At 57.1% G+C, this 13570-nt stretch carries 12 protein-coding genes; 8 read left to right on the top strand and 4 right to left on the bottom strand.

Annotation, left to right across the window (positions count from 1 at the left end; genetic code table 11):
• Positions 1-73: 73 nt before the first annotated feature.
• The 4 genes from ABIE29_RS04110 (at position 74) to ABIE29_RS04125 (ending at position 5389) form a co-directional block, all read left to right on the top strand.
• Positions 74-1390: a M20 family metallo-hydrolase gene (locus tag ABIE29_RS04110; RefSeq protein WP_429616953.1), complete on the top strand. Its 1317-nt coding sequence runs from the start codon at positions 74-76 to the stop codon at positions 1388-1390.
• The gene (locus ABIE29_RS04115; protein ID WP_429616954.1) at positions 1387-2838 is read left to right on the top strand and encodes a M20 family metallopeptidase; all 1452 of its coding nucleotides are present in this window, start codon (positions 1387-1389) and stop codon (positions 2836-2838) included. The genes ABIE29_RS04110 and ABIE29_RS04115 overlap by 4 nt, the downstream gene beginning before the upstream one ends.
• Positions 2839-2929: 91 nt before the next feature.
• Positions 2930-4456 carry a p-aminobenzoyl-glutamate transporter gene (gene abgT, locus ABIE29_RS04120; RefSeq protein WP_429616955.1) on the top strand — a complete coding sequence of 509 codons (1527 nt, stop codon included), beginning with the start codon at positions 2930-2932 and terminating at the stop codon, positions 4454-4456.
• Positions 4457-4570: 114 nt separating this feature from the next.
• Positions 4571-5389, top strand: coding sequence for a shikimate 5-dehydrogenase (locus tag ABIE29_RS04125; RefSeq protein WP_429616956.1), 819 nt, complete (start codon positions 4571-4573; stop codon positions 5387-5389).
• Positions 5390-5445: 56 nt separating this feature from the next.
• Here the strand turns inward: ABIE29_RS04125 and exbD are convergent, their stop codons facing one another.
• Entirely contained in the window at positions 5446-5868 is a 423-nt protein-coding gene (exbD, locus tag ABIE29_RS04130; RefSeq protein ID WP_429616957.1) for a TonB system transport protein ExbD, read from the bottom strand.
• Positions 5869-5871: 3 nt separating this feature from the next.
• Complete coding sequence (gene exbB, locus ABIE29_RS04135; protein ID WP_429616958.1) at positions 5872-6864, bottom strand: tol-pal system-associated acyl-CoA thioesterase; 993 nt, start codon at positions 6862-6864, stop codon at positions 5872-5874.
• Between the two features lie 489 nt (positions 6865-7353).
• On the opposite strand from exbB, the gene ABIE29_RS04140 reads away from it, so the two are divergent.
• Complete coding sequence (locus tag ABIE29_RS04140) at positions 7354-8010, top strand: DedA family protein (protein WP_429616959.1); 657 nt, start codon at positions 7354-7356, stop codon at positions 8008-8010.
• A gap of 14 nt (positions 8011-8024) precedes the next feature.
• Here the strand turns inward: ABIE29_RS04140 and ABIE29_RS04145 are convergent, their stop codons facing one another.
• The gene (locus ABIE29_RS04145; protein ID WP_429616960.1) at positions 8025-8930 is read right to left on the bottom strand and encodes a LysR substrate-binding domain-containing protein; all 906 of its coding nucleotides are present in this window, start codon (positions 8928-8930) and stop codon (positions 8025-8027) included.
• Between the two features lie 105 nt (positions 8931-9035).
• Here ABIE29_RS04145 and ABIE29_RS04150 point away from each other — a divergent pair, with 105 nt between their 5' ends.
• Positions 9036-10058, top strand: coding sequence for a zinc-dependent alcohol dehydrogenase family protein (locus ABIE29_RS04150; RefSeq protein ID WP_429616961.1), 1023 nt, complete (start codon positions 9036-9038; stop codon positions 10056-10058).
• On the opposite strand, the gene ABIE29_RS04155 is transcribed toward ABIE29_RS04150, so the two are convergent.
• Entirely contained in the window at positions 10055-10939 is an 885-nt protein-coding gene (locus ABIE29_RS04155; protein WP_235166928.1) for an AraC family transcriptional regulator, read from the bottom strand. The genes ABIE29_RS04150 and ABIE29_RS04155 overlap by 4 nt on opposite strands.
• 221 nt (positions 10940-11160) lie before the next feature.
• Here ABIE29_RS04155 and yqhD point away from each other — a divergent pair, with 221 nt between their 5' ends.
• The gene (gene yqhD, locus ABIE29_RS04160) at positions 11161-12324 is read left to right on the top strand and encodes an alcohol dehydrogenase (protein ID WP_429616962.1); all 1164 of its coding nucleotides are present in this window, start codon (positions 11161-11163) and stop codon (positions 12322-12324) included.
• Positions 12325-12480: 156 nt separating this feature from the next.
• The gene (gene ahr / locus ABIE29_RS04165; protein ID WP_429616963.1) at positions 12481-13527 is read left to right on the top strand and encodes an NADPH-dependent aldehyde reductase Ahr; all 1047 of its coding nucleotides are present in this window, start codon (positions 12481-12483) and stop codon (positions 13525-13527) included.
• The last annotated feature ends 43 nt before the right edge of the window (positions 13528-13570 follow it).

Below are 13570 nucleotides of genomic sequence, written 5' to 3' on the forward strand. Positions count from 1 at the left end.
ATTGCTGACCTGCGTCAGTGCGTCGTTCCTGCCTGAATTTTATTCAAGGCGTGATAACTAATGGAAAACTGCTATGAACACTCCGCTTTCAACGTTGGTGACCGAACTGTATCCGCAGCTGCAAGCCTGGCGCCGTGATTTCCATCGCTATGCCGAATCCGGCTGGCTTGAATTTCGTACCGCTTCACTGGTAGCGGAAGAGTTGGATCGATTAGGTTATCAGTTACAGCTTGGCCGCGAGGTGATCAACGCCGAAGTCCGCATGGGGCTACCCTCTGCACAAATCCTGGCGGCGCAAGAGCAACGCGCTCTCGAACAGGGTGCCCTGGCGAAGTGGCTGCCCTTCTTTTCCGGCGGTTTTACCGGCATTGTCGCCACGCTGGACACCGGCCGCCCTGGTCCCACCATCGCTTTTCGCGTCGATATGGACGCGCTCGATCTCAACGAACTGCTGCATCCCGACCATCTGCCATTCCGTGAAGGCTTCGCCTCCTGCAATAGCGGCATGATGCACGCCTGTGGGCACGATGGACATACCACCATTGGCCTGGGGTTGGCGCGGGTATTCAAGAGCCTGGAGCCACAGCTGCATGGCCGCATCAAGCTGATCTTCCAACCGGCCGAGGAAGGTACCCGCGGGGCCAAATCGATGGTGGAAGCCGGCGTGGTGGATGACGTCGATTTCTTTACCGCCGTGCATATCGGCACCGGCGTACCGGCCGGAGAACTGGTGTGCGGCAGCAACAGCTTTATGGCCACCACCAAGCTGGACGTCACTTTCCGTGGCATGGCCTCCCATGCCGGTGCCAAACCGGAGGATGGCCGCAATGCCCTGCTGGCGGCGGCTCAGGCCAGCATAGGGTTGTATGCCATCCCCCGCCACAGCGAAGGCAGCTCACGTATTAACGTTGGCGTGTTGCAGGCAGGCACTGGCCGTAACGTCATCGCAGACCGTGCCTTTATGAAGGTCGAGACGCGCGGCGCGACCAATGAGATCAACGAATTTGTCTACCAACAGGCGCTCAACGTCATCCAAGGGGCCGCCACTATGCAGGGAGTGGAATACGACATCACCCTGATGGGCGCGGCGCAAAGCAGCCAGCCAACGCAACCTTGGGTGGATTACGTCCATCGCCAGGCGCTCAACATCAGCGAGCTTGATTCGGTGGTCGATCGCCGTGAGCAGGCGGCTGGGTCAGAGGATGCCACCTACATGATGGAACGGGTGAAATCTCACGGCGGACAAGCAACCTATGTGATCTTCGGCTGCGAACTCAGCGCCGGGCATCACAACGAGAAATTTGATTTTGACGAACAGATACTCACGGTGGCGGTAAAAACGCTGGCCACCCTGGCACTGAACCTACCGACTTTTGGGAGCGCAGCATGAAACAGCCCGAACTGGTCTCTTTTATCCACCAATACATCGATAGCCACCAGGCCCGTTTCAGTACCCTAAGCGATGAGATCTGGGATCATCCGGAAACCCGCTTTACCGAAACCTATTCCGCCGAGCTACTGGCGAACGCGCTGGAGCAGGAGGGCTTTCAGGTTGAACGCGGCGTCGGCGGCATCGAAACGGCGTTTATCGCCAGCTTCGGTAACGGCCATCCGGTGATCGCCTTATTGGGCGAATACGATGCACTGGCCGGTCTAAGCCAGCACGCGGGCTGTGCCACCCCGGCCCCGCTGGTGGAAAACGGCAATGGTCATGGCTGCGGGCATAACCTGCTCGGCACCGCCGCACTGGCCGGAGCCTTTGCGGTTAAAGCCTGGATGGAACAGCAACAGTTAACCGGCACGGTACGCTTTTACGGCTGCCCGGGGGAAGAAGGTGGCTCTGGTAAAACCTTTATGGTGCGCGAAGGGTTGTTCGCCGATGTGGATGCCGCCCTCACCTGGCACCCAGAAGGCTTCAGCGGTATGTTCAACACCAGCAGCCTCGCCAATATTCAGGCCGCATTCCGTTTCAAGGGGATCGCCGCTCACGCTGCCAACTCGCCACATCTCGGCCGCAGCGCGCTGGATGCCGTGACACTGATGAACACCGGAGCCAACTTCCTGCGTGAACATATCGTGCAGGAAGCCCGGCTGCATTATGCCGTCACCAATACCGGCGGCAGCTCCCCCAACGTGGTGCAGGCCGATGCCGAAGTGCTATACCTGGTGCGCGCTCCACAGCTCGATCAGGTGCAGGATATTTACCAACGCCTGGTCAACGTTGCCAAAGGCGCGGCGCTGATGACCGACACCCAGATGACGGTGCACTTTGAAAAAGCCTGCTCCAACTACGTCCCCAATCGCCGCCTGGAAAAGGCGATGTATCAGTACGTGTGCGATTTCGGTTTGCCGGATTACAGCGACGAAGAGCGGCGTTTTGCCACGGAGATCCGCCAAACACTCAGCAGGGACGACCTGCGCAATGCCAAGCTGAACATTTCACGTACCGGCGGGGACGCCGGGCAGGAATGGGTACGGCAGTTGGGTGACAAGGTGCTGATGGACGAGGTCGCTCCCTACGTGGAGTCACAAGAAATCCTGTACGGCTCTACCGATGTCGGCGACGTCAGTTGGGTCACACCGACGGCCCAGTGCTTCAGCCCCTGCTTTGCGCTTGGCACACCTCTGCATACCTGGCAGTTGGTCGCCCAGGGCCGCACCTCGATAGCCCACAAGGGCATGTGCCTGGCAGGTAAAGTGATGGCCGCTACCGCCGTCGCCTTACTGAGCGATAACACCTTGCTGAACGCTTGCCGCGAGGAATTTCGTCAACAACGTGCCGAACAGCCGTATCAATGCCCCATCCCTGCGGGAGTGAAACCTTCCCCATTGAAGTAAATCCCGGCCGTTCTGGTTCCCGTTCCGAGCCAGAACCCCATAGCGATCCATAAAACTATAAAAATCTGATTACGGACAAGAGGGTAACATCATGAGTGAGATAGCTTCATCCGCCAATAAAAGCCCCGGGCGTATTTTGTACTGGGTAGAACGCATCGGCAATAAAATTCCCAACCCCTTCCTGTTATTTGTGTATTTAATCGCGGTGTTAATGCTCGCCACCGCGCTCATTTCCTGGTTAGGTCTGGCGGTGAAAAACCCGGCTAGCGGGGAAATGATCCAGGTAAAGAATCTGCTGAGCGTAGAGGGAATACAGTGGATCCTCCCCAACATCATCCACAACTTCAGCGGCTTTGCGCCATTGGGGGCGATCCTGGCGCTGGTGATCGGTGCCGGTCTGGCGGAAAAGGTCGGCCTGTTGCAGGCACTGATGTACAAAATGGCCTCGCACGTCAGCGCTGGCTATGCCAGCTATATGGTGCTGTTTATCGCCTTCTTCAGCCATATCTCCTCCGATGCCGCACTGGTGGTGATGCCACCGCTGGGGGCGTTGATCTTTCTGGCTGTCGGGCGTAACCCCATTGCCGGACTACTAGCGGCGATCGCCGGTGTCGGCTCGGGTTTTACCGCCAACCTGCTGATTGTCACCACCGACGTGCTGCTTTCCGGTATCAGTACCGAAGCGGCCAAAGCGGTTGATGGCGCGATCCACGTCAGCGTGATCGACAACTGGTACTTTATGGCCACCTCGGTGATCGTGTTGACCATTACCGGCGCGTTACTAACGGATAAGTACATTGAGCCACGGCTGCCAAAATGGCAAGGCACCGCCGGAGACAAGCTCGAGGTACTCACCCCATTACAAAACCGTGGCCTGATGATGAGCGGTATTGCCGCGCTGGTGTTTATCGCCGTGATGGCCGCGCTGGTAGTGCCGGAAGGTGCCCCACTGCGCGATCCACAAACCGGCTCGGTGATCCCTTCCCCCTTTATTAAAGGCATTGTGCCGATCATCATCCTGTTCTTCTTCACCGTCGCCATCACTTACGGCGTCGTCACCAAGACCATCCGACGCCCGGACGATATCCCCAACCAGCTAGTCGAGCCGATGAAGAATATGGCGGGCTTTATCGTCATGGTGTTCCCGCTGTCGCAGTTTGTGGCGTTCTTCAACTGGAGCAACATGGGCAAGTTTATGGCCATCGGCCTGACGGATCTGCTGGAGGCGGCCGGAATGAGCGGCGCACCGGCGTTCCTCGGTCTGATGTTCCTGTCTGCTTTCCTCTGCATGTTTATTGCCAGCGGCTCCGCCATCTGGTCGATCCTGGCACCGATCTTCGTGCCAATGTTTATGCTGTTGGGCTTTCACCCGGCCTTCGCCCAGATGATCTTCCGCATCGCCGATTCATCCGTGCTGCCGCTGGCACCGATGTCGCCATTCCTGCCGTTATTCCTTGGTTTTCTGCAACGCTACCTGAAAAACGCCAAACTCGGCACCTACTACGTGCTGATCATGCCCTATCCGCTGGTGTTCTTCGCCGTCTGGACTCTGCTGCTGGTGGTGTGGTACGTGCTGGGGCTGCCTATCGGGCCAGGGGTCTACCCGAAAATGGGGTAAGGGGAAAATGTTTTGTACTGGATAACCTGCCTTTTGACGTAAGCTGAACCGATTATCCCCGCCGGGTGCTTGTCAGCCAGTGGGGACATTTCTTTCAATGAGCTAAGGGCCGTCATGAGTCGTGAAATCAACAAAGATACTCAGCTGTGTATGTCACTGGCCGGTCGGCCAGGTAATTTCGGCACCCGTTTCCACAACTATCTGTATCAGGAACTGGATCTGAACTACATCTATAAGGCATTCACTACCAAAGATATTCAGGCAGCGGTCGGCGGCGTGCGCGCTTTGGGCATTCGCGGTTGTGCGGTTTCCATGCCGTTCAAGGAAAGCTGTATTCCGTTCCTTGATGAGCTGGATGCATCTGCCACGGCGATTGAGTCGGTCAATACCATCGTCAACGACGACGGCTTCTTGCGGGCCTATAACACCGACTATATCGCCATCGCCAAACTGCTGGCGAAATACCAGATCCCCCCTGCCACCTCGTTTGCCCTGCGTGGCAGCGGCGGTATGGCCAAAGCGGTGACCGCCGCCCTGCGCGATGCCGGGTTCAAGAAGGGTTATATCATTGCGCGCAACCCACAGACGGGCCAGGCGCTGGCAGCACAGTATGGCTATCAGTGGCAACCAGAGGTCGGAGATTTACAGGTTGAGATGGTGATTAACGTCACGCCAATCGGCATGGCGGGCGGAAGCGAAGCCGAGCAGTTGTCCTTTGAACCGGCCACCATCAAGGCTGCCAAGATCGCCTTCGACGTGGTGGCTTTACCGGCAGAAACCCCGCTGATCCGCCATGCCCGTGAACAGGGTTTGCAGGTAGTAACTGGAGCCGAAGTGATCGCTCTACAGGCATTGGAACAGTTTGTGTTGTACACCGGCGTGCGCCCCACCGATGAGCAAATCACCCGCGCTGCGGCACATGCACGTGGCTAAATAGCGCCCTCTTCTTCGAGTTAGACAACCCGAAGAAGAGGAAATGGCCGGGTGGATTACTTGGCCACGCCTTCCATACCCACCAGCCCTACTTTCAGGTAGCCGGCTTTGCGTAGCGTATCCATCACGCTCATCAGCGTTTCATAATCTACGGTCTTGTCCGCCTGGAAGAAGATGGTGGTTTCTTTATTCGCCTGCGTACGTTGATCCAGCACCGACGTCAGTTGTTCCGCCGTCACCGGCTCATCACCCACGTACAGCTGCTTGTCTGCCTTCACCGACAGGAACACCGGTTTTTCCGGACGCGGCTGCGGTTTAGCGGAAGAAGCGGGCAGATCGACACGAATATCTACCGTTGCCAGCGGCGCAGCCACCATAAAGATGATCAACAGCACCAGCATGACGTCGATAAACGGCGTCACGTTGATTTCATGCAGTTCGCCGCTGTCGTCCAGATCTTCATTTAAGCGCATCGCCATAACTCACCCCACCCGCAGCTGGTGCGCATGCTGCGAACGTTTGGCATCGGCCGAGGCCGCCAGATCCAGATCGCGGCCCAACAGCAGCAGCACCTGTGCCGCCACATCACCCACCTGAGCACGGTGGCCGCCAATAACGCGAGCAAAAATGTTGTAGATCACTACCGCCGGGATGGCCGCAACCAGACCAAGAGCGGTGGCCAACAGGGCTTCCGCAATGCCCGGGGCAACGACCGCCAGGTTGGTGGTTTGCGAATGGGCAATGCCGATAAAGCTGTTCATGATGCCCCATACGGTGCCGAACAGGCCGACAAACGGTGAAATGGCACCGATGGTGGCCAGGAAGCCATTGCCGCGCCCCAACTGACGCCCGTAGGCCGCTACGCGGCGTTCCAGACGGAAACCGGTACGCTCTTTAATGCCGTTGTTGTCATTAGAGGCCGCCGACAACTCCAGTTCGTTCTGCGCATCTTGCAGCAGTACCGCACTGATGCTCTCTTGCGAGAAGCTTTGCGCCAGTTCGGAGGCATCGTCCAGCGAACGCACGTCGGCCAGTGCCAACTGCTCACGACGCAGACGGCGCTTGGAACGAAACAGCTCACTGCCTTTGGCAAACAGAATGGTCCAGGTGACGATAGACGCCAGCACCAGGCCAATCATCACGATTTTCACCACGATATCAGCGTGTTGATACATGCCCCAGACGGAAAGGTCCATGCCACGCGTTTCGGGCGGTTGGATGGTCGGTTCAGGATTAACCGGGGCGATATTCTCCGGGGTACCCACCACTGGAGTTACTGCTGCTGGTGCGGCCGGTGTCGTCGCCGCAGCAACGCTTTGCGCAACGGCTGGTGCAGTAGCCGGAGCCGCCTGAGCGTTGCCCACCAACCCCACTACCAATACCAGTGAGGCGATCACACTGCGCCCTAATGCGCCCCATTGCCCACGGCCTGCGCCCTGAGCACTTAGATTTGTCATTTTGCCAGCCGTTTTCACGCTGTGCCTCCACCCATTTCAACATTTAAGGAAGAATTCAGCGTGCGATCATATCAAACCAATCAGGGATTGATAGTAGTTATCATTATTATTTGAAGAATTACGCATCGATGAGCAAAAAATGATACAACCCCAGTCACTATCAGGGTTTGCGCGTCGTCTGGCATAACATTACCTACCCATGATGCTAACAAAACCATCACTCAAACTGCTGATTTTTACCCCAACAGGCCATAAAATCACACAGTAAGGCAGGAGGTTTTACGGCGTTTTTACTTGGCCATACCGACGGTCGCCTATACTTTTTCCGAGTTTTACAGCCTTTGCCACATTTTCCATGCTCTGTTTAATGTCCGCTTAAGCTAATAGCGGTACACTACATGGTGCTCTAGGGCCTCACTGCCGTGTGTGGCCTAAATTTACCGGCGAGCATGGCTATAACAGCACGGTAGCCTATAGAAAGTCAGCCCAGGCACCCCAGGATAAAGAATGGATGTATTAAGAGAGATTGTTCACGCACTGTGGACGCAAGACTTTACTGCACTTGCCGATCCCAGCGTGATTTGGGTGGTTTATGCCGTCCTTTTTACCACCTTGTTTTTGGAAAACGGTTTGTTGCCCGCCTCCTTCCTGCCTGGAGATAGCTTACTGCTGTTGGCCGGTGCCTTGATCGCCAAAGGCGTGATGAACTTTATCCCCACGCTGATTATTCTGACGGTCGCCGCCAGCCTTGGCTGTTGGCTCAGCTATCTGCAAGGGCGATGGCTTGGCCATACCTCGGTGGTGAAAGGCTGGTTGTTACAGCTACCGGCCCAATACCACCAACGCGCGTACATGCTGTTTAACCGCCACGGCCTGGTCGCTCTGCTGATTGGCCGTTTCCTGGCGTTTGTACGCACCCTGTTGCCTACCATGGCCGGTATCTCGGGCCTCAATAGTGCCCGTTTTCAAATTTTTAACTGGCTCAGCGGCTTGCTGTGGGTAAGTTCGGTGGTCACGCTGGGCTATGCCTTTAGCCAAATCCCGCTGGTTAAACGCCACGAAGATCAGGTGATGGCGGGGCTGATGATCCTGCCAATGGTGCTGTTGGTCGTTGGGCTGCTGGGCGTGATGCTGGTCGTTTGGCGGAAAAAACGCGCCTCCTGAACCGGGTGGCGCGACTATAGCGTCATCCTGGCGGGCAGGTGGCTGACCAGCGCATCCACCGCCAGCCGTACTTTCAAGGGTAAATGTGGCGTGAGCGGCCAGACGGCATGCACCTCAAAATCTTTCCCCGGTACGTCCCCCAACACCTGCTGCAATCGGCCTTCTTGCAAGGCATCACGGATTAACCAACATGGTAGCCAGGCGATGCCAAACCCGGCCACCGCCGCGTCGGCAATCGCCTGCAGATCGTCCATCAACAAGCGGGGCTTCGGCATCACTTCTCGCGTTGTTCCGTCTGCCTGCGGGATCAACCAGCTACGTGTCATTGCGGCGTGGCGATAAGCGATGGCATCGTGCAGAGGTAGTTCCTCAACGCTTCCTGGCGTACTACAGCGAGCCAGATAATCCGGCGAGGCACACAGGGTCATGCGGTTATCCCCTAGCCTTCTCGCCACCAACCCGGCGCTGTCCGGCAATGGGCCGTTACGCACCGCAAGATCGAATCCTTCCTCGACCAAATCCACCACCCGATCGCTGAATGACAGATCGAGTTCCAATCCTGGATGCTCACGCGACAATGCGGTAAGCACCGGCGCGATACACAGGCGGCCAATCAGCACTGGCATCGAGACCCGTAACCGGCCACTGACCTGCCGCTTACCGCTTTCCAGCAGGTTCTCTGCGACGCGGATCTCTTCCAACGCCCGTAAACAACGCTCATAGAACAGCGCGCCATCGTCAGTCAGGTTCAGGCTGCGGGTGGTGCGGTGAAACAGGCGTACGCCCAACCGTTGCTCCAACCGGGCGATAGTTTTGCCCACCGCCGAGCGGGAGAGATGCAACCTGTTGGCCGCCAGCGCAAAACTGCCCGCCTCCACCACGCTGACCAATACCGAAATGCCGCTTAATCGGTCACTCATCACTTGTAGCCTTTTAGGAAACAATCTTGTGAAATTTTATCGCCACTGGTGATTTTAAATCAACGCTATTATCTGTGAATATCTTCAACCCATCAGGAGCACCTCATGACCGAAACCATGCAACGCTGGACGATGAACGCCGTAGGGCGTGAACATCTGCAATTAACCGAGAGCGCCATTCCACAGCCCGGCCCACATCAGATTCGGGTGAAAGTGAACGCCGTGGCGCTGAATTACCGCGATAAAATGGTGATAGAAGGCACCATGCCGTTGGATCTGCCGCTGCCGTTTACCCCAGCCTCGGATATGGCTGGCGTGGTAGACGCGGTGGGAGGCGGCAGCACGCGTTTTCGCCCTGGCGATCGGGTGATCTCTACCTTTAGCCCAGACTGGATCGACGGTAAACCTGACGGTGATGCCCGCATTCCGCCTTATCGTGCATCAGGCGGTACCTATCAAGGGATGCTGGCCGAATACGTGGTGGTCGATGAAAACTGGCTGAGCGCAGCTCCCGGCACGCTAGACGATGCCGAAGCCAGTACCTTACCCTGCGCTGGGCTGACGGCCTGGTTTGCCTTGGTAGAACGCGGGCATTTGCGTGCCGGGGAATCGGTATTGGTACAAGGCACCGGTGGCGTTGCCTTATTCGCGCTACAGATTGCCAAAGCCCACGGAGCACAGGTCTTTGTCACCTCCGGCAGCGAAGAGAAGCTGCTACGTGCCAAGGCGTTAGGGGCCGATCACGGCATTCACCGCCTGGGAGAGGATTGGGTGGAGTCGATCTATCAACTGACTCAAGATCGCGGTATCGATCATATTGTCGAAACCGTTGGCGGCAGCAATCTGGCCAATTCACTACGCGCCGTGGCGATACATGGCCGTATCTCGGTCATTGGCGTGCTGGAGGGTTTTGATATTGCCATTCCAGCTAGCCTATTGCTGCTGAAATCGCCGCAGATCCAGGGCATCGGTGTAGGCCACCGCCGCGCATTGGAAGATTTGGTACGCGCCGTCGACGCCAACGGCATCAAGCCTGTCATCGACCAGCGTTACCGTTTCGATCAGCTACCCGCGGCGCTCGATCACCTCGATCGCGGCCCGTTCGGCAAAATCGTACTGACGCGTTAACCTTGCATGATGGCGCTATTGTCCCGCAGCCGGGCGATCTCATCGCTCGGCGTAATGCCAAACAGCCGCTTAAACTCGCGGCTGAACTGCGAAGCACTCTCGTAGCCCACGCGGATCGCCGCCGTGCTGGCCTTCAGGCCGTCATGCACCATCAGCAAACGCGCCTTGTGCAGGCGATACGACTTCACATACTGCAGCGGCGAGGTGTTGGTCACCGCCTTGAAGTTATGGTGAAACGCCGACACGCTCATGTTCACTTCGTACGCCAACTGTTCGACGTTGAGGTTCTCGGCATATTGATTCTCAATCCGCCGTAACGCCTTGGCGATCTGGCTGAAATGGGTATGCCGGTTAACCAGTTCCTGCAACGAAGCACCGCAACTGCCACGCAGCACGTAATAAAGCAGCTCACGCACGATCTGTGGCCCCAGCACCCGAGCATCCAGCGGTTTCTCCATCACGTCCAACAGGCGTTCGGTGGCGCATAACATTTCATCGCTAAGCACTGAGAGGTTAACGCCGCAACTTTCCCCCCTGGGTTGCATCAGATAATCATCATCACCGATATCGATCAGCAGATCCTGTAGCATCTGGGTGTCAATATTGACCGCCAGCCCCACCAGCGGCTGTTCCGGGCTGGCAAAGGTTTCACACTCAAACGGTAGTGATACCGTCATCAGCAGGTAATTGCGCGGATCGTACTGAAACACCTTGCTGCCACAGTAGCCCACCTTGTGGCCCTGAAAGATGATGACGATGCCAGGCTCATACATCACCGGCTGACGCGGGTAATACTCATCGCTATACAACACCTTCACCATAGGTACGGGCGTTGGGCTATAGCCTTTGGCGGCGGCAAAGCGCATCGCCTGGCGCGCCATACGGCTACGTAGTTCAACGTTCTCCATCAGCAAGCCCCTCTAATCGCCTGAATAATTCGACACGGATAATAACCATAAACATGCATTTTCTACAGTGTAGTGTAGAAATAGGCAAGACACCGACAGGAATGTGCATTGTGCGATCGGGCCAGGTTACCGACAATAGACTCCAGTTATTTTGCGCCGCTGGCGCTTCCCTGACACGAAAAGAGAATACGATAATGCAAAACTTCATCCTCCATACCCCAACCAAAATCCTGTTCGGTAAAGGCCAGATTGCCGAATTAGGCAAACAAATCCCGGCAGACGCCCGCATCCTGATCACCTACGGCGGTGGCAGCGTGAAGAACAACGGCGTGCTGGATCAGGTCTATGCTGCGCTGGCTGGCCGTAACGTGCAGGAGTTCTCCGGTATCGAGCCTAACCCGACTTATGAAACCCTGATGAAAGCGGTAGAAATCGTGCGGGCAGAAAAGATCGACTTCCTGCTGGCGGTCGGCGGCGGCTCGGTGGTTGATGGCACCAAATTCATCGCGGCGGCGGCCGACTACCAGGCCGATCGCGATCCTTGGCATATCCTGAAAACCGTGGGCAGCGAGATCGTCAGCGCAGTACCGATGGGCTGTGTGCTGACCTTGCCAGCGACCGGCTCCGAGTCCAACAGCGGCGCGGTGATCACCCGTAAAAGCAGCGGCGACAAACAGCACTTCTTCTCCCCGCTGGTGCAGCCTCTGTTCGCCGTGCTCGATCCGGTGGTGACCTATTCGTTGCCTCCACGCCAAATCGCCAACGGCATAGTGGACGCCTTTGTCCACACCATTGAGCAGTACCTGACTTACCCGGTCGATGCCAAGGTGCAGGATCGCTTTGCCGAAGGCCTGCTGTTAACGTTGCTCGAAGATGGCCCACGTGCGCTGGCCGAACCGGAAAACTATGCGGTACGTGCCAACGTGATGTGGAGTGCCACCATGGCGCTGAACGGCCTGATCGGTGCCGGTGTGCCGCAAGACTGGGCAACGCATATGCTCGGCCATGAACTGACCGCCATGCACGGCCTGGATCATGCGCAAACCCTGGCCGTCGTCCTGCCTGCCTTGCTGGTAGAGAAAAAAGCCCAGAAACGCGAAAAACTGCTGCAGTACGCCGATCGCGTCTGGGGCCTGCGTGAGGGTTCCGAAGAAAGCCGTATCGACGGCGCGATTACCGCCACCCGTGCCTTCTTTGAGCAAATGGGCGTGCCAACCCGCCTGTCTGATTATCAACTCGACGGTAGCTCCATTCCTGCGCTGCTCGACAAATTGCACCAGCACGGCATGACCGCACTGGGCGAGCATGGGGACATTACGCTGGAAGTCAGCCAACGCATTTATCAAGCGGCACGCTAATTGCTGGCACACGATTTCATCGCAACATCACAGTTTCCTGCTAGGCTTTAGTTTCTACTTACCGTGCCCGACCGATCATCGGGCACGGTTGTGCGCCTTGTCCGCGCTTTCGATCGCGTCGCATAACATCGTCTCGTTAACCCATGGGAGAATTTTATGGCGAACCAATCCAGCTCCGTATCTGACAATAGCATTCGTGCCTGGGCCGCGCCGGGCAAGGGACAGCCGCTTGAACCTTTTACCTTCGACGCCGGTGCATTAGGCGACGATGAAATTGAAGTTGCTATCGATTACTGTGGCGTCTGCCACTCCGACCTCTCCATGCTGAACAATGAATGGGGCATGACCCACTACCCGTTCGTGCCCGGCCATGAGGTGGTGGGAAAAGTCACCAAGCTGGGTGCCCATGCGCAGAACAAAGGGCTGAAGGTTGGCCAGGTGGTAGGCGTTGGCTGGAATCGCGGCAGCTGTATGCACTGTCACCCCTGTATGTCTGGGGATCAGCATCTGTGCAACGAGGTACAACCTACCATTATTGGTCGTCACGGTGGTTTTGCCGATCGCATCCGCAGCCACTGGGCCTGGGCGATCCCATTGCCGGAAGGCGTTGACGTGACCAGCGCCGGGCCGCTGTTCTGCGGTGGGATCACAGTGTTCAACCCACTATTGCAATACGATGTCCGCCCGACACAGCGCGTTGGCGTGGTCGGTATTGGCGGCCTGGGCCACATGGCGATCCGCTTTATGCATGCCTGGGGCAGTGAAGTCACCGCCTTCACCTCGTCCAACAGCAAACGTGACGAAGCGCTTTCGTTGGGAGCTCACCGCGTAGTGGCCAGCAATGACAGTGCCGCATTACAGGCCATTGCCAATCAACTCGACTTTATTCTGGTCACCGCCAGCGCCTCTTTAGATTGGGACGCCTTCATCGGCACCCTGGCCCCGAAAGGCCGCCTGCACTTCGTTGGCGCGATCCCTGACCCAGTGCCGGTTCAGGTGTTTTCGTTTATCAGCAAACAGGCTGAACTTTCCGCTTCACCTACCGGTGCTCCTTCACGCCTTGCCGACATGCTGGCGTTCTGCGCCCGGCATGGCATTGAGCCGCAGGTGGAGCATTTCCCACTGAGCAAGGTCAACGATGCCATCGCGCATCTGGAAGCGGGCAAGGCCCGTTACCGTATCGTACTGGATATGCACGCTTGAGGTCGCAAACTCGGCAAGCGCTGAGGTGGCGAACTAAAATTCA

Origin of the sequence: Serratia sp. 2723, assembly GCF_050434425.1 — a bacterium.
In the GTDB taxonomy this organism is placed as follows: domain Bacteria; phylum Pseudomonadota; class Gammaproteobacteria; order Enterobacterales; family Enterobacteriaceae; genus Chania.